This window comes from Nocardia sp. alder85J, from assembly GCF_020176955.2.
Lineage (GTDB): Bacteria > Actinomycetota > Actinomycetes > Mycobacteriales > Mycobacteriaceae > Nocardia.
This window is the reverse complement of sequence record NZ_JAIUCZ020000013.1, coordinates 195,761-211,843: the sequence shown is the minus strand read 5'-3', so window position 1 is coordinate 211,843 and position 16,083 is coordinate 195,761. Positions and strand designations below refer to the sequence as shown.

Sequence of the window (16,083 nt, the reverse complement as noted above, 5' to 3'; positions counted from 1 at the left end):
GGCCGTAGGTGCGCGCGACAGATCGCGGCAAAGCGGCGTCGACTTCGGCCGCGAGCACCGTCCGGTTGCCCAACGCCACCAGATCGATGTCTTCGCTGAGCCTGCCACTCACCAGATGTGTACGGGCAAGGGCAGTTCCGCCGATGAAATGCACCCGATCACAGAACGCACGACTGATTGCCGCGAGCAGATGGGAGATCAGATGGTCGCGCTCGATCTGCTCCGGGGCAACTCCGAATTGCGCTGCGACACTGTCATATTCGTCAAAACTCACGCCCGACCCAACCTTCCACACGTTGAAGTGCCGCTCCCAAACTCTGATCTGCAGCGATCTGCGCAAGTCTCGACGAATCGCTACCGCGGTAGAGCGTCGCGATCGCCGAACGAACATCCGCCTCGGCATTTCCCAGGTCCGGGCGACGGGCGAGATCGAGCACGGTCTGTTCCGGAGTGGTGACCAGCGCTGGGCCCAATGGCGTTTCGAGGCGCTCGGCGTCGAGTGTGCCCGTATCACGACGGACGAGACGAACCTGCGCCGAGCGGTCGACCAGGGTGATCGGCCGGTGCTGGCTCGGAACCGCGACCACCGCGGTCGCCAGCGCACGAGGTACGGCTCCCAACATGCGCGCTGCGCTGATGCCCATGACAATCGCCCGATCCGGCCCATAGATCGACGACGCAATACCTGCGGCGGCCGCCTCGAGCCCGGGCAGCCAGGTGCGGCCGACATAGTCCGGCGGGACGATGATGTAGTAGCCGTGAGCAACGCGATGCAACACGCCCTGCTCGACAAGCCTCGCGACCTCGGGACCCGGCTGAGCGTAAAAGTCGGCCAAGTCCTGCGGCCGTACGGTCCGAAGCGGTGCGCGCCAGAGTTCACTGGGCAACAAGGTCTTGCGACGCCCAGCCACCAGCACCACCTCCCGAAGAGTATGCATTTCATTGGCTAATAGCCAATGAAATGCATACTACTGAACAGCTGGCCCGCCTCGCCGACGAAGCGAACCTGTGCCCTAGGCCGGGGAACTCATACCAACGAGCACAACCGCCCCAGCCGCGACCAGCCCCGGGCTCACGGATCAGCTCATCGCGATCACTGGCAGTCATAACGCCCCCTACCCCGGGTTCCAGCCGTCGGCGACTACAGGCCAACTGCCGCACAGGCCGATACCCGTCGCCGGTACCAATGCCTTGTAGGTCCCGGCGACGACGACCACGCTCTCGGACGTAATGGTCTCGTCGAGACGCCGCATCAAGCGATAGCCACTCGATTGCCAGGATTCGAAGATCGTCGGCGCGTCGCATTCACGACACGCCGCCCGCCTACCCGGGAGCGCGACCGGGACAACGAGGGACGAGAACTCGAACCTTTCCAACTTCTGAGCACCGACACCGCGGAGCAACCGAGGACCGACAGGGACGTGGATCGCGAGCGAGGCCATCCCAGGACTTACCGGGACCCCCAGAAATCCTGCGATCTTGTGCCTGGGTGTCGCGGGTTCGAGTCCCGTCGTCCACCCTGAAGGGGCAGGTCCGGGATTTCCCGGACCTGACCTTCTTACATGGTAGACACCTCGCGCCGCTGTCCCGCAACGGCCGAGAAACAGCTTGCCGAGAACCACCGGCGATCCGGCCCGTCAAGCCTCCACCCCACAGGTGGCATCGACTCCCCGCCGCACTTCCCCGCACGAGCAGAACTACCACACCGTCACCAGACAGCCCCTGCGGCGACGAAGAAGTAGGCTATCGCAGCGGCGATGCCGGCCACCACCAGCATTCCGATACCGTGCCCTTTGTTGGCAGGGACGGAATCCATGAAGAACAGGTCGATTTTGTTGACGCGCACGCCGGGTGAATCGGCCCGGCTGTATGTCGTATCGATCGTCACAGTCTGCTGGGCTCCTCCGCCGTCCGGTTCGAAGGTTCCGGCGCAGGAGTCCTTGGCACAGCTCGAGGCGGTGAATGTGCCGGGGGTGCCGATCCAGCCGAGTTCGTCCGCACCGGTGATGCCACAGAACAGTGTCACGACGCCGCACATAATGCCCAGCAGAAGAAGGACGGCGCGGACAATCGCAGGCGCCCAGGCGGCTTTCTTCCCGCTTCCGTCGGGTTGGCCGGCCGGGTTTCGAACCGTGACGGCCGATCGGCGTCCCTCCAGCGCTTCCCTTGCCGCAGTGGCGAGTTGGCCGCAGGTGGCGAATCTTTCGTCGGGAGATTTCGCCAGCGCGGTTGCGATCACCGCATCGAATTCGACCGGGAGTTCCGGTCTCCGAGCGCTCGGCTGCGGGATCGCGCCGTGGATGTGCTCGTAGATCAGCTGGGACAGGTCGGTTGTGGGGTACGGCAGCTCACCGGTGAGCATGTAGTAGAGCGTGCAGCCCAGTGCGTACACGTCCGCGCGGCGGTCGACACTGTCCGGGGCGGTGAACCGCTCCGGGGCGGCGTACTGGAAGGTGGCGACCACGTTGCTGGTCTCGGTCAGCTTCCAGGACTCGTTGACCACCTTGGCGATTCCGAAGTCGGTCAGCACCGCTCGTTCACGCGGTGATCGAGCCAGCAGAATGTTGGCGGGTTTCACGTCGCGGTGCAGGACGCCCTTGTCGTTGGCGTAGTCGAGGGCATCGGCGACCTCGGTAACGATCCGCACCGCACGCGCCGGCTCCATCGTCGCGGTGCGGGTCAGTTCCTGAGCGACGTCGGTCCCGTCCACATACGACATGGCCAGCCACAGTTGGTGATCCTCGAGACCGCGGGCATAGACGGTGACGATGTTCGGATGATCGAGTTGCGCCACCGTCCTGGCTTCCCGCTCGAAACGGTTGCGTAACTCCGCATCGGCACCGGCGGTGTGGGTCAGCAGTTTCAATGCGACCGATCTACCCAGGTCCCTGTCTCGCGCGAGGTACACCTCGCCCATGCCGCCGACGCCGAGCAGATGCTGAATCTCGTAGCCGGCGAAGACTTCTCCCGGGTGGAGCGTGCTACTCACAACGTACCCCCGTTCCAGGTACAGGATAACCGGCGACTCGGACATCGACAGGCCCGGTCGGCCCGACCGGGGAACCGTTCCGGCCGCCGGACAGCACGGCCGGACCTCCGGCGCCCGCGCCCGCATGACACGATGCAGGGAGATCCGAGAACTTGTTGCAGAAAGCAGATCCGTGACATCCGATACGAATGCACCGCTACACGGCAGAGTGGCCATGGTGACCGGCGCGGCGCGCGGTCAGGGACGGGCGCACGCGCTCCGGCTGGCCCGTGACGGCGCCGACATCATCGCCGTCGACATCTGCGCGGCGGCGTCCGACACCATCGCCTATCGGCCCGCGAACGCCGCCGATCTGGCCGAGACCGCGCGGCTGGTCGAGGAGACGGGGCGCTCCATCCTGGCGCGTGAGCTCGATATTCGCGATCTCACCGGATTGCAGCAGGTGGTCACCGATGCCGTCGCGCTGTTCGGGCGGCTCGATGTGCTGGTGGCCAATGCGGGGGTGCTGAGTTGGGGGCGGTTGTTCGAGATGTCCCCGGAGGAATGGGACACCGTCATCGACGTCAACCTCAGTGGGACCTGGCGGACCGTCCGGGCGGCGGTGCCGGCGATGATCGAGGCCGGGCACGGTGGGTCGGTGATCATCGTCAGTTCGTCGGCCGGGTTGAAGGCCACGCCGGGCAACGGGCACTATTCAGCGTCGAAGCACGGGCTGGTGGGGCTGACCAATTCGCTGGCCCTGGAGGTCGGCGAGTTCGGGATCCGGGTCAACTCGATCCATCCGTACTCGGTGGACACCCCGATGATCGATCCGGACGCGATGATGAAGCTGTTCGCGACGTATCCGTCGTTCCTGCACAGCTTTCCGCCGGTGCCCTACCGGCCGGTCGCGGCGAACGGCGGGGACGGCCGCGGTGGGTTCATGTCACCGGACCAGGTGGCGGACATCGTGTCCTGGCTGGCCGGGCCCGGTTCGGGATCCACCACGGGCAACCAGATCGCGGTGGACTCGGGTGCCCTGAAGTACTGACAGGCCCCTGAAATGCAGGAAACCCGCGCCACGGCGCGGGTTTCGAGCTGTTCTCGGCTATCAGATAGCGCGCACGTTCTGAGCCTGCGGGCCCTTCTGGCCCTGCCCGATCTCGAACTCCACGCGCTGACCCTCGTCGAGGGACTTGAAGCCGGAGCCGGAAATCTCGGAGTAGTGGACGAACACGTCGGGGCCGCCACCGTCCTGCGCGATGAACCCGAAGCCCTTTTCGCCGTTAAACCACTTCACACTGCCTTGCGACATACTGTTTGTTTTACTTCCTTGTAGTGAGCCAGGCGATCACTTCAACTACCCGTTGCTCGGCCACCAGCATGTCATACTTCTGGGTCGCAGCCCAACAGCGCGGCCGATAGGCGCGCGCGTGTCGGGGTCATCCGGTGCCGAATCCGCATCGTCTCGGCAGGTCGGGCCCACAGTCTATGATCCGGCACACATTTTCGGAAATGCCCTGGTCCGGGTGGCCACGGTCGTCACTGCCGCCGGTCGGTCACGCCCGGATCTCGCCGGGAATGCGAGGAACGCGGGGTGAGAGCACGGTTCGATCGATCGTTCTTGAGCCGTGATCAGGGCCCGTCCTAGACTACGGACGCTGATGTGATCCGGGTCATATCCGGCGTCCCGTCCGGGGCGCCCACCGACGAACCGCACTTGGCGAAGGGTGGCGGTCCATGCCGACTCGAGAAGCGATCGAAGCAGAAGAAACGCTCATTCACGTGTTGTGGATCAATGCCGGGCTCAGTTGCGACGGCGACTCGGTGGCGTTGACCGCCGCCAGCCAGCCGAGCATCGAGGAGATCGCGCTCGGCGCGCTGCCGGGCCTGCCGAAGATCGCGGTGCACTGGCCGCTGATCGATTTCGAATGCGGGCCGTCCGGTGGCGCGGACAACTTCCTGGAATGGTTCTTCAAGGCCGATCGCGGCGAGTTGGAGCCGTTCGTGCTGGTCGTGGAAGGGTCCATCCCGAACGAACAACTGCACTCCGAGGGCTACTGGTGTGGTTTCGGCAACGATCCGGACACCGGTCAGCCGATGCCCACCAGCGCCTGGCTGGATCGGCTGGCGCCGAAGGCGACCGCGGTGGTGGCCGTCGGAACCTGCGCCACCTACGGCGGCATCCACGCGATGGCCGGCAACCCCACCGGCGCCATGGGCGTTCCGGACTATCTCGGCTGGGAGTGGAAGAGCAAGGCGGGCATACCGATCGTGTGCGTGCCGGGCTGCCCGATCCAGCCGGACAACCTCGCGGAGACGCTGACCTACCTGCTCTACCAGGCCACCGGTCAGGCGCCGATGATCCCGCTCGACGAGGCGCTGCGGCCGAAGTGGCTGTTCGGCGCCACCGTGCACGAGGGCTGCGACCGGGCCGGTTATTACGAACAGGGCGATTTCGCCACCGAATACGGGTCCCCGAAGTGCATCGTCAAGCTCGGCTGCTGGGGTCCGGTGGTGAAATGCAATGTGCCCAAGCGTGGCTGGCTGGGCGGCGTGGGTGGCTGCCCGAACGTGGGCGGTATCTGCATCGGGTGCACCATGCCCGGATTCCCCGACAAATTCATGCCTTTCATGGACGAGCCGCCCGGCGGCAAGCTGTCGTCCACCGCCTCGGGGTTGTACGGATCGGTGATCCGCAATCTGCGGCACATCACCGCGAGAACCGTCGACAAGGAGCCGCACTGGCGGCACCGGGGTTCCGAGCTCTTGTCCGGCGCAACGCGCACCTGGTAACACCCTCCGCAGGAGAGGACTTCGATGACTCAGATCATCCCGCGGCCCTCGCAGCACCCGACCGAACCGTCCACGCTCGTGGAGATGGCGTGGGATCCGATCACCCGGATCGTCGGCAGCCTGGGCATCTACACCAAGATCGACTTCGCCAACAACCAAGTGGTGGAGTGTCACAGCACCTCGTCGATCTTCCGCGGCTACTCGATCTTCATGCGCGGCAAGGATCCTCGCGACGCGCACTTCATCACCAGCCGCATCTGCGGTATCTGCGGTGACAATCACGCCACCTGTTCCTGCTATGCGCAGAACATGGCGTACGGGGTGAAGCCGCCGCATCTGGGCGAGTGGATCGTCAACCTCGGCGAGGCCGCGGAATACATGTTCGACCACAACATCTTCCAGGAGAACCTGGTCGGCGTGGACTTCTGCGAGAAGATGGTCGCCGAGACCAATCCGGGCGTGCTGCGGCAGGCGGAGAAGACCCTCGCACCGCACTCCGAGGCGCACGGGTACCGCACCATCGCCGACATCATGCGGGCGCTCAACCCGTTCAGCGGCGAGTTCTACCGGGAGGCACTGCAAGTCAGCCGGTACACGCGAGAGATGTTCTGCCTCATGGAAGGCCGGCACGTGCACCCGTCGACGCTGTATCCCGGCGGCGTCGGCACGGTGGCCACGGTGCAGCTGATGACCGACTACATGACGCGGCTGATGCGGTACGTGGAGTTCATGAAGAAGACCGTGCCGATGCACGACGATCTCTTCGACTTCTTCTACGACGCGCTGCCCGGCTACGAACAGGTCGGCCTGCGCCGCACCCTGCTCGGCTGCTGGGGTTCGTTCCAGGATCCCGACGTCTGCAACTTCCGCTACCGGGACATGGAGGACTGGGGCCGGAAGATGTTCGTCACCCCGGGTGTGGTGGTGGACGGCAAACTGGTCACCACCTCGCTGGTCGACATCAACCTGGGCCTGCGCATCCTGCTCGGCAGTTCGTACTACGACGACTGGACCGATCAGGAGATGTTCGTGACCCACGATCCGCTGGGCAATCCGGTGGACCGCCGCCATCCCTGGAACCAGCACACCAATCCCCGGCCGCAACGCCGCGACCTGGAGGAGAAGTACAGCTGGGTGATGTCGCCGCGCTGGTTCGACGGCAAGGACCATCTGGCGCTGGACACCGGCGGCGGACCGCTGGCCCGGTTGTGGACCACGGCGCTGGCCGGGCTGGTCGACATCGGCTACGTGAAGTCCACCGGACGCAGCGTGCAGATCAACCTGCCGAAGACGGCGCTGAAGGGTCCCGTCGAATTCGAATGGAAGATACCGGAATACGGCAGCAACACCATCGAACGCGACCGGGCCCGCACCTACTTCCAGGCCTACGCGGCGGCCTGCGCGCTGCACTTCGCGGAGAAGGCGCTCGCGGAGATCCGGGCCGGGCGCACCAAGACCTGGGAGAAATTCGAGGTGCCCGAGGAAGGCATCGGCTGTGGCTTCACCGAGGCGGTGCGCGGCGTGCTGTCGCACCACATGGTGATCCGGGACGGGAAGATCGCCAACTACCACCCGTATCCGCCCACACCCTGGAATGCCAGTCCGCGAGACAGTTTCGGCACCCCGGGCCCGTACGAGGACGCGGTGCAGGGCCAGCCGATCTTCGAGGAGAACGACCGGGAGAATTTCAAGGGCATCGACATCATGCGCACCGTGCGCAGTTTCGATCCCTGCCTGCCGTGTGGCGTCCACATGTATCTCGGCGACGGCAAGACCTTGAAGACACTGCATTCGCCGACACAGGCGCTGACCGGTGAGTAGCGCCGAAGCGGTGCGCGAGCGCGCGGGCCGGGACGAACAGGACCGGCCCGCCGACGACGAACGCTGGCGCACCGCCGGCGATCGCATCGAGACGCTGCTGGAGGCGAGTTCGGTGCACGGCGGCCCGGCCGCGCGGCAACGCGCCGAACAGTTGGTCCGCGAAGTGGTGGACCTGTACGGCGCGGCCCTGTCGCGGCTGGTGGGATGCCTCGGCGCGGACGCCGCCGCGGAACTGGTCCGCGACGACCTGGTCGCGAGCCTGCTGCTGGTGCACGGCCTGCACCCGCACGACGTGCAGACCCGGGTGCGGGCCGCCCTGGACGGGGTGCGTCCATACCTGGGTTCGCACGGCGGCGATGTGTCGCTGCTGGAGGTGCGGGATTCGGTGGTGCGGTTGCGGCTTTCCGGCAGCTGCCGCACCTGCCCGTCGTCCTCGGTCACCCTGGAACTGGCCGTCGAGGACGCCGTGCGGGCCGCCGCACCGGAGATCGACACCATCGAAGTCGACACCGCCGCCGAGACTTCGGCGGTGATCGCCGCGGAATCGCTGTTCTCACACGTGGATCGGACCGTCCCGGCCACCGGTTCCTGGGTTCCGGTGCCCGCGTTCGCGGATCTGCGGCCCGGCGAGGTCGGTGGCTTCGCGGTCGCCGGGCTGGACGTGGTGGTCTGCCGGATCGGCGCCGAGCTGTACGCGTACCGGGACCACTGCCCGGCCTGCGAACAGTCCCTGGCCGGGGCGGTACTGCACGGCGGCCCGGACTCCCCCGCCGGTGACGCCGTCCTGCAATGCCCGTGCTGCCGTGCGCACTACGACGCCGTGCACGCCGGCGACCGGCTCGACGGGGACGGACATCTCGATCCGCTGCCGATGCTGGTGCGCGACGGGCAGCTCTCGGTCGCGGTACCGGTGGAGGTGGCCGGGTGAGCACCTCGTTCACGGTGCTGCGGCGGCTGGCGGCCACAGCGGCGCCGGCCGCCGGGGATCGGTGCGAGATGTGCACCGAACCGATCGGCGGCACCCATCAGCACGTGGTGGATCTCGAAGGCCGCCAACTGATGTGCGTGTGCCGCGGCTGTTGTCTGCTGTTCACCGACCCCGCCGCCGCGCAGCGGTATCGCGCGGTGCCCGATCGCTGCCTGGCGTTCCCCGGCGTCACCGTCGAACCGGCGGAGTGGAACACCCTGGAGATCCCGGTCGGGCTCGCCTTCTTCTTCCGCAACTCGCGGCTGGACCGCACCGTCGCGGTCTATCCGGGACCGGCCGGGGCCACCGAATCGGAACTGCCGCTGGAAAATTGGCAGGCGATCCTGGACCGGCACCCGGAGTTCGGCACGCTCGCCGATGATGTCGAGGCGCTGCTGATCCGGATGCCGGAACGCGGCAGCGACGGTGGCTGTGTGCTGCTGCCCATCGACGCGTGCTACGAATTCGTCGGCCACATGCGCCGGCTGTGGCGCGGCTTCGACGGCGGCCAGGACGCGCACCGCTACATCGACGAATTCTTCACCACCGTCACCGCGCGGGGGCGATCATGACCGAGACCTGTGGCCTCGCACTCACCGTCACCGGCATCGGGCCGGAACCGTACGCGCTCACCCCGGCTCTGTCGGCCCGGGTCGCCCTCACCACCCCGGCCGACGAACCGGTGCACGCCATCGCATTACGCGCCCAGGTCCGCATCGAACCGTACCGCCGCGGTTACAGCGACGAGGAGAGCACCGGGCTCACCGACCTGTTCGGGCCGCGGGAGCGCTGGCACGACACGCAGCGCTCGTTCCTGTGGATGCACTGCGCCACCATGGTTCCCGGCTTCCGGGAGTCCGCCGAGGTGGAGCTGCCGCTGCCGTGCACCTACGACTTCGAGGTCGCGGGGTCGAAATATCTGCACGCGCTGCGCGAAGGGACCGTGCCGCTGCTGTTCCTGTTCAGCGGCACGGTATTCGTCAAGGGCGGCAAGGGTTTCGCGATCCGCAATGTGCCGTGGGATCGCGATTGCGGGTACGACATGCCGATCTCGGTGTGGCGGGAGCTGATGGCCGGGCACTTCCCGGACTCCGGCTGGCTGCGGCTGTCGCGCACCACCCTGGACGCGCTGTCGACCTACAAGTCCCGCCGTGGCCTGCTGGGCTACGACGACGCCATGGCCGAACTGCTGGCCGCCGGAACGGAGGCGGCGTCGTGACCGTCGACCGGACCGCTCGGCCGCTGCGCGATCGGGTGCGCACCCTCGCCGACACCGTCCTCTACGAGGGTTATCTGCTGTATCCGTACCGGGCCGACTCGCAGAAGAACCGGTCCCGCTGGCAGTTCGGCGTGCTGGGCCCGGTGGGCGCGGCGGAATCCGGCCTGGGCGAGGACATGTCGCTGGCGGCGCAATGCCTGATCGCCGACGGCGACGCCGCGACCGTGACGCTGACCGTCCGGTTCCTGCAACAGCAGCGCCGCACGGTGCACACCACCGACGGCACCCCCGTCGCCGAGTTGCGCTGCGGCGACCGCTGCTGGATCAGCTGGGACGAGGCGGTGGAGCACGAGCTGTACTTCGGCTCGATACCGTTGCGCGACAGTAGTTTTCCTCTGCACGTACCGGCCGGCAGCGAGGTGGACGAACTGCCCGACGCGGGGTATCTGGTCCGCAGCAGGCAGCCGCTGGACGGGATGCTCGAGATATCGGCCGACCGCGTCGACGGCTACCACCGCCTCACCGTCACCGTCCGCAACACCGGTGCACCCGCCCTGGACCGCGCGGACGCCACAGCCCGCTCCTTCCTCGGCGCCCACGTCGTCGCCGAACTCGCGGGCGCGCAGTTCGTATCGCTGCTGGAACCGCCTCCGGCCGCGGCCGCCGCCACCGGCCGGTGCGCGCAGCACCGCTGCTTCCCCGTGCTGGCCGGGCCGGCGGGCGATCGCAGCCTGCTGCTGATCTCGCCGATCATCCTCTACGACCACCCGGAAGTGGCCGAGCAGAGCGACATCTCGCTGTTCGACTGCACCGAGATCGACGAGATCCTGGCGCTGCGCATCATGACGCTGACCGACGAGGAGAAGCAGCAGGCCCGCGCCACCGACCCGCGCGGCGCCGAGATCATCGACCACTGCGACGCGCTCACCGCCGATCAGTTGCAGCGGCTGCACGGCGTGCTGCGCGATCCGGAGGGGGCGCACCGCCTCGACCCCGGACCCGACTCGGTGGATACGCAACCGCTGCCCGACGGCAGGGACGCCGCGCACTACTGGGATCCGCGGGCCGAGGCGGCGGTGAGCCCCGAGACCGATGCGGTTGTGGTCGACGGGGTGCCGGTCCGCAAGGGCAGCCGGGTGCGATTGCGGCCCACCCGCCGCGCCGACGCGCAGGACCTGTTCTACGCGGGATGCGCGGCGCGGGTGGCGTCGGTGCATCAGGATTTCGACGGCCGGGTGCACATCGCGGTGGTCGTCGACGACGATCCCGCGGCCGATATGCACGAATGGTACGGCCGCTACTTGTATTTCGCTCCCGAGGAGATCGAGCCGCTCGGCGGCCCGCCGGAATGAAAGGCAGGACCATGGAATCGGTTGGAGTGATCTCGACCGTCGTCATCGCGGCGATCGCGGCGGCGCTGGCGGTCATCGGCGTCCGGTCCATCCCGGATATCAAGCGTTACTTGAAGATTCGCCAGATGTAGCCCACGGTTACCGACGATCGGAGGGTGCACGTGATGCGGGTGCTGGTGGCCGGTATCGGCAATGTCTTCCTCGGTGACGACGGGTTCGGGCCGGCGGTGGTGCGTGAACTGCCACCGCCGCGCGCACCCGGCGTACGCGTGACCGACTACGGCATTCGCGGTATGCATCTCGCCTACGACCTGCTCGACGCCTGGGATGCGCTGGTGCTGGTGGACGCGCTGCCGAACCGTGGCGCGCCCGGCCGCGTGGAGGTGCTGCGCGTCGACGCCGCCGCCGAGACCTCCGCGCAGCTCGACGCGCACGCCATGAATCCCGAGGCGACCTTCGCGACGGTCCGAGCGCTGGGCGGCACCCTGCCGCCCACCACGCTCGTCGTCGGCTGCCAGGTCGAATCGATCACCGAGACCATCGGGCTGACCGATACCGTCGCGGCCGCGGTACCGATCACCGTGGCCGCCGTGGGCTCGGTGCTCGACGACCTGTTCGCCCGGCAGGAGGTGTGACGCGGATGTGCCTGGGCATACCCGGCCGCGTGGTGTCGCTGGTCGACGGCTACCACGATCAGATCGCCCTGGTCGACGTCTCCGGTGAGCACCGGCGGGTCAACATCGGCCTGCTGGAGGACGACGATCGCGCCCGCCCCGGCGACTGGGTGATCATCCACATGGGTTTCGCGGTGCAGAAGACCGACGCGGCCGGCGCGGAGGCCGCGATGGCCGGCCTGCGGCTGCTCGGCCGGGGCGAGGAGCCTTGAGCACGCGGCGATCCCGGCGGCGCATCGTCGTCCGGGGCGTCGTGCAGGGCGTCGGCTTCCGGCCGTTCGTGTACGCCACCGCCGCCGAGTTCGCGCTGTCCGGCGAGGTGTGCAACGACAGCTCCGGCGTGATCGTGGAGGTCGAGGGCAGCCGAGCCGACCTGGATACCTTCACCGACCGAATCCGTGGCGGCCCACCTCCACTGGCGATGATCGAGTCGATCGAGGTGTCCGAGATCCCGGCGCGCGGCGGCACCGGATTCCGCATCACGGACACCACCCACGCCGGCGGCGGCCGCACCCTGGCCTCCCCCGACGTGGCGATCTGCGCCGACTGCGCCGCCGAACTCCGGGACCCGGCCGACCGCCGCTACCGGCACCCGTTCGTCAACTGCACCAATTGCGGTCCGCGATTCACCATCATCGCCGAACTCCCCTATGACCGGCAGCACACCTCCATGGCCGAATTCGCCATGTGCCCGCAGTGCGCCCGCGAATACGCCGACCCCCGCGACCGCCGCTTCCACGCCCAGCCGATCGCCTGCCCCGACTGCGGCCCGACCCTGTCCTACCACGGCCCCGGTACCGGCGATCCACTCACCGCCGCGCGGAACCTGTTGCGCTCCGGTGGAATTCTCGCGGTCAAGGGCATCGGCGGCTACCACCTGGCCTGCGACGCCGCCAACCCCGCCGCCGTCACCGAACTCCGCCGCCGGAAACGCCGCGGCGCCAAACCTTTCGCCGTCATGGTGCCGGACCTGGCGACCGCCCGGCAGATCGTCACCGTCGACGCCGCCGCGGCGGCACTGCTGACCGGCCCGGCCCGCCCGATCGTGCTGCTCCCCCGCGCTGTACATCCTGGGCCGGGACACCGAGCTGGTACCGGGCCGGTCCCGACATCTCGCGGTCTGCCCGAGGAGGTTGCCGAGCAATTCGGCGGCGGTGATGTGGCCGGCCCAGCACACGGCCACCGCCGGGGCCTCGGCGATCCGGATGCACTTCGCACCGGCGACCCTCGCGCAGTCGCGCTGCACCCCTCGGCCTCGGGCATCGTCGTGGTACCGGACGTGGCGCCGGGCAATCCGGATCTGGGTGTGCTGATCGCCTACACGCCGGTGCATCTGCTGCTGTTCGGGCTGCCGGAGGACGAGCCCGGCCCGCAGGCGCTGGTGATGACGTCCGGCAACCTCGGCGGGGAGCCCTTGTGCTTCGACGACGCGGATGCGCTGGAGCGGCTGGCCGGGCTGGCCGACGGCCGGCTGTGCCACGATCGGCGGATCCTCGTGCCCTGCGACGATTCGGTGGTGCGCCTGGTCGACGGGGAGGAGGTGCCGGTGCGGCGGTCGCGCGGATATGCGCCGATGCCGCTGGCGCTGCCGTTCCCGGTGCCGCCGACGCTGGCGACCGGGGCCGATCTGAAGAACACCTGTGCGGTGGCCGAGGGCCGGTACGCGTGGCTGAGTCAGCACATCGGCGATATGGACGATCTGGCCACCTTGCGCGCCTTCGCCGCCGCCGAACAGCACCTGGAGCAGCTGACCGGGGTCCGGCCGGTGCAGTTGGCGGCCGACTCGCATCCGCGCTACCGGTCGGCGCTCTGGGCAGCCGAGCACGCCGGTGATCGGCCCGTGTATCCGGTGCAGCACCATCATGCGCATCTCGCGGCGGTGATGGGCGAGCACGGTGTGGATCCGGAGACCTCGGTGGTCGGATTCGCTTTCGACGGAACAGGTTTCGGGCCCGACGCGGCGATCTGGGGCGGAGAGGTGCTGGCCGCGCGGTACAAGGGCTACCGGAGGCTGGCGCACCTGCGATACGTGCCACTGGCCGGTGGCGACGTCAGTATCCGCCGGCCGTACCGGATGGCGCTCGCCCACCTGTTCGCGGCGGGTATCGAGTGGGACGAGGGGATCGCGGCGGTGCGCGCCTGTCCACCGGCCGAGCGCGCGATCCTGGCCCGGCAGTTGGCCACCGGCACCGGCTGTGTCCCGACCTCCAGCATGGGCCGGTTGTTCGATGCGGTGTCGTCGCTGGCGGGAGTGCGGCATGTCGCCGATTTCGAGGCCCAGGCCGCGATCGAACTGGAGGGACTGTCACGCGGAACCGATCCCGGCGCTGTCCGGTACCGGTTCGCGATCTCGCCCGGCGCCCGCGACGACGCGGAAGGCCCTGTCGCCGAGCTGGATCCGGGCCCGGTGCTGGCGGCGGTGGTGAGCGACGCCTGCCGCGGGGTGCCCACGGCGGTGATCGGCGCCCGCTTCCACGAGGCGGTGGCGCACCTGGTGCTCGAGCTCGCGATCGAGTTCGCCACCGGGACAACGCCGATCGCGCTGTCCGGCGGGGTGTTCCAGAACGCGTTGCTCCTCGCCCGGTCTCGAAGACTACTCGAGGACAACAACTTCCAGGTCCTCTGCCATCGCCGCCTACCGCCCAACGACGGGGGCCTGGCGTTCGGCCAACTGCTCGTGGCGGGCTCGGGCTGATCGAGTCGCCGGCCCGCCACCCACGCCGTCCGCGGACCAGCCCCGCACGCGTACGAGATCAGACCGTCGTCGCGGACGGCCGGCGTGCCGGTTGCCGGGCGCTCAGCCATTCGCACCAGGCGTCGATGCCCGCGCCGGTGCGGGCGCTGGTTTCGATGACCGTGACCGCCGGGTTCACCGCGCGCAGGTTGGCGTAGAAGAGGTCCAGGTCGTAGTCCAGGTGCGGGAGGAGGTCGATCTTGTTGAGCAGGACCAGGTCCGCCGATCGGAACATCACCGGATATTTCAGCGGCTTCTCCTCGCCCTCGGTGACCGAATACACCATGGCGCGGGCGTGTTCGCCGATCTCGAATTCGGCCGGGCAGACCAGGTTTCCGACATTCTCGACGATCAGCAGATCCAATTCCGGCAGTGGTAGCCGGGTCAGCGCCGATCGCACCATCGGGGCGTCCAGGTGGCATTCGCCGCCGAAACCGTTGGCCGTGTTGAGGAGGCTGATATCGGCGCCGAATCCGGTGAGCAGATCGGCGTCCAGGCTGGTCTCGATATCGCCTTCGACGATGCCGATCCGCATCCGGCCCCGGAGGTGTTGCAGCGCGGCGCGCAGCAGGTGGGTTTTCCCGGCGCCGGGTGAGGACATCAGATTGATCGCCACCACACCGCAGGCGTCGAAATCCGCGCGGTTCGCGGCGGCGGTGCGGTCGTTCTCGTGGAAGATCCGTTCCAGCACCAGGACCCGTTCGGTCGCGGTGCCGTAACCGGAATGGTCACCGTGGTCGTGGGAATGGTCGTGACCGTGCTCGTGGGAATGGTCGTGCTCGTCGTGACGGTGAAACCGGCCCATGGTTCATGCCTCCGTGAGTTCCAGTGCGGTGATGAGAAATTCCTCGCCCGCCACGACCTCGACATCGACGCCGCCGCAGCGGTCGCAGGCGAATACGTAGTCGTCGAGCACCCGCTCGCCGTGGCACTGCCGGCAGCGGATGCGGCCCTCGATCCGCTCCACCAGCAGCTCCACCTCCGCGAGATCGGATCCGTCCGTGACCAGCGACCAGCAGAAGATCAGCGTGTCGGGAACGACCTGGCGCAGATTGCCGATCCGCAGATGCACCGTGCGGACCGGCCGCCCCGCCGCGTGTTCCCGCACCGCGTGCACGATGGATTCGCAGATTGCCAGCTCGTGCACGACCGGCCTCCTCGAGAACTGCGAAACGCAGGGATCCGACCGGCGTTCCGGGCGACTGGCGTGCCACCGGGAGAATGGCACGCGCGCTATCGACGGGATCGTGGCGGATCGGCCACGTGCCCGGTGCCCGTAATACTGGCGGCCGCGCCGCGATATCGACACCCGCACCCGGAATTCGCCGCCGATCCGTAATATCGTGACCCGGAGCCGATATCACAAACCGCGAGTGTTCCCGGTGCGGCCGGGATGTTATCCCCACTCCCCGGACAGCGACGGCATCGCACGCTACGCTCGGCACGATATCCCGATGCGGAATATCCGGATCCGCCGCTCACCGCGGTCCGGGCACGAATATCCGATCCCCGCAATACCGGAGCGGAAGTCCGAGCACGGCTGTTCGACGAC

At 67.9% G+C, this 16,083-nt stretch carries 16 protein-coding genes and 1 pseudogene; 11 read left to right on the top strand and 6 right to left on the bottom strand.

What is annotated here, in order from left to right:
- Positions 1-64: 64 nt before the first annotated feature.
- From LBW94_RS37770 to LBW94_RS37760, 3 genes and pseudogenes are all read right to left on the bottom strand, one after another.
- Positions 65-154 (bottom strand): annotated as a pseudogene (locus LBW94_RS37770) (nucleotidyl transferase AbiEii/AbiGii toxin family protein); the annotation flags it as partial.
- Positions 155-263: 109 nt separating this feature from the next.
- Positions 264-920, bottom strand: coding sequence for a type IV toxin-antitoxin system AbiEi family antitoxin domain-containing protein (locus LBW94_RS37765; RefSeq protein ID WP_323138030.1), 657 nt, complete (start codon positions 918-920; stop codon positions 264-266).
- A gap of 788 nt (positions 921-1,708) precedes the next feature.
- A complete protein-coding gene (locus LBW94_RS37760) occupies positions 1,709-2,989 on the bottom strand; it encodes a serine/threonine-protein kinase (protein WP_225058522.1) in 1,281 nt (426 codons plus the stop codon).
- Positions 2,990-3,161: 172 nt separating this feature from the next.
- Here LBW94_RS37760 and LBW94_RS37755 point away from each other — a divergent pair, with 172 nt between their 5' ends.
- Complete coding sequence (locus LBW94_RS37755) at positions 3,162-4,019, top strand: mycofactocin-coupled SDR family oxidoreductase (protein WP_225058523.1); 858 nt, start codon at positions 3,162-3,164, stop codon at positions 4,017-4,019.
- A gap of 60 nt (positions 4,020-4,079) precedes the next feature.
- On the opposite strand, the gene LBW94_RS37750 is transcribed toward LBW94_RS37755, so the two are convergent.
- On the bottom strand, positions 4,080-4,283 hold the full coding sequence (locus LBW94_RS37750) for a cold-shock protein (RefSeq protein WP_225058524.1): 204 nt from the start codon (positions 4,281-4,283) through the stop codon (positions 4,080-4,082).
- Positions 4,284-4,708: 425 nt separating this feature from the next.
- On the opposite strand from LBW94_RS37750, the gene LBW94_RS37745 reads away from it, so the two are divergent.
- The 10 genes from LBW94_RS37745 to LBW94_RS37705 are packed head-to-tail and all read left to right on the top strand — an operon-like array spanning position 4,709 to position 14,492.
- Positions 4,709-5,764: a hydrogenase expression protein HypE gene (locus LBW94_RS37745; RefSeq protein ID WP_225058525.1), complete on the top strand. Its 1,056-nt coding sequence runs from the start codon at positions 4,709-4,711 to the stop codon at positions 5,762-5,764.
- A 24-nt stretch (positions 5,765-5,788) separates the two neighbouring features.
- Positions 5,789-7,585: a nickel-dependent hydrogenase large subunit gene (locus LBW94_RS37740; protein WP_225058526.1), complete on the top strand. Its 1,797-nt coding sequence runs from the start codon at positions 5,789-5,791 to the stop codon at positions 7,583-7,585.
- Entirely contained in the window at positions 7,578-8,513 is a 936-nt protein-coding gene (locus tag LBW94_RS37735; RefSeq protein ID WP_416277034.1) for a NifU family protein, read from the top strand. Before LBW94_RS37740 ends, LBW94_RS37735 begins: the two co-directional genes overlap by 8 nt.
- Entirely contained in the window at positions 8,510-9,124 is a 615-nt protein-coding gene (locus LBW94_RS37730) for a DUF5947 family protein (RefSeq protein WP_225058527.1), read from the top strand. Before LBW94_RS37735 ends, LBW94_RS37730 begins: the two co-directional genes overlap by 4 nt.
- A complete protein-coding gene (locus tag LBW94_RS37725) occupies positions 9,121-9,771 on the top strand; it encodes a DUF6084 family protein (protein WP_225058528.1) in 651 nt (216 codons plus the stop codon). The genes LBW94_RS37730 and LBW94_RS37725 overlap by 4 nt, the downstream gene beginning before the upstream one ends.
- Positions 9,768-11,123 carry a hypothetical protein gene (locus tag LBW94_RS37720; RefSeq protein ID WP_225058529.1) on the top strand — a complete coding sequence of 452 codons (1,356 nt, stop codon included), beginning with the start codon at positions 9,768-9,770 and terminating at the stop codon, positions 11,121-11,123. The genes LBW94_RS37725 and LBW94_RS37720 overlap by 4 nt, the downstream gene beginning before the upstream one ends.
- An 11-nt stretch (positions 11,124-11,134) precedes the next feature.
- Positions 11,135-11,254, top strand: a complete 120-nt coding sequence (locus tag LBW94_RS44590; protein WP_416277033.1) for a DUF6893 family small protein — start codon at positions 11,135-11,137, stop codon at positions 11,252-11,254.
- Between the two features lie 33 nt (positions 11,255-11,287).
- Positions 11,288-11,758, top strand: a complete 471-nt coding sequence (locus tag LBW94_RS37715; RefSeq protein WP_225058610.1) for a hydrogenase maturation protease — start codon at positions 11,288-11,290, stop codon at positions 11,756-11,758.
- 5 nt (positions 11,759-11,763) lie between these two features.
- Complete coding sequence (locus LBW94_RS37710) at positions 11,764-12,009, top strand: HypC/HybG/HupF family hydrogenase formation chaperone (protein ID WP_225058530.1); 246 nt, start codon at positions 11,764-11,766, stop codon at positions 12,007-12,009.
- Positions 12,006-14,492, top strand: a complete 2,487-nt coding sequence (locus LBW94_RS37705; RefSeq protein ID WP_225058531.1) for a carbamoyltransferase HypF — start codon at positions 12,006-12,008, stop codon at positions 14,490-14,492. The genes LBW94_RS37710 and LBW94_RS37705 overlap by 4 nt, the downstream gene beginning before the upstream one ends.
- A gap of 58 nt (positions 14,493-14,550) precedes the next feature.
- Here the strand turns inward: LBW94_RS37705 and hypB are convergent, their stop codons facing one another.
- Positions 14,551-15,336, bottom strand: a complete 786-nt coding sequence (gene hypB / locus LBW94_RS37700) for a hydrogenase nickel incorporation protein HypB (protein ID WP_225058532.1) — start codon at positions 15,334-15,336, stop codon at positions 14,551-14,553.
- A gap of 3 nt (positions 15,337-15,339) precedes the next feature.
- Positions 15,340-15,678, bottom strand: coding sequence for a hydrogenase maturation nickel metallochaperone HypA (locus tag LBW94_RS37695; protein ID WP_225058533.1), 339 nt, complete (start codon positions 15,676-15,678; stop codon positions 15,340-15,342).
- Positions 15,679-16,083: the final 405 nt, after the last annotated feature.

What these genes read in the sequence shown, in the direction of transcription:
- LBW94_RS37715 (WP_225058610.1), top strand. Translation starts at nt 11,288, where the DNA reads ATGCGGGTGCTGGTGGCCGGTATCGGCAATGTCTTCCTCGGTGACGAC.
- hypB (WP_225058532.1), bottom strand. Translation starts at nt 15,336, where the DNA reads ATGGGCCGGTTTCACCGTCACGACGAGCACGACCATTCCCACGAGCAC.
- LBW94_RS37710 (WP_225058530.1), top strand. Translation starts at nt 11,764, where the DNA reads ATGTGCCTGGGCATACCCGGCCGCGTGGTGTCGCTGGTCGACGGCTAC.
- LBW94_RS37725 (WP_225058528.1), top strand. Translation starts at nt 9,121, where the DNA reads ATGACCGAGACCTGTGGCCTCGCACTCACCGTCACCGGCATCGGGCCG.
- LBW94_RS37745 (WP_225058525.1), top strand. Translation starts at nt 4,709, where the DNA reads ATGCCGACTCGAGAAGCGATCGAAGCAGAAGAAACGCTCATTCACGTG.
- LBW94_RS44590 (WP_416277033.1), top strand. Translation starts at nt 11,135, where the DNA reads ATGGAATCGGTTGGAGTGATCTCGACCGTCGTCATCGCGGCGATCGCG.
- LBW94_RS37740 (WP_225058526.1), top strand. Translation starts at nt 5,789, where the DNA reads ATGACTCAGATCATCCCGCGGCCCTCGCAGCACCCGACCGAACCGTCC.
- LBW94_RS37750 (WP_225058524.1), bottom strand. Translation starts at nt 4,283, where the DNA reads ATGTCGCAAGGCAGTGTGAAGTGGTTTAACGGCGAAAAGGGCTTCGGG.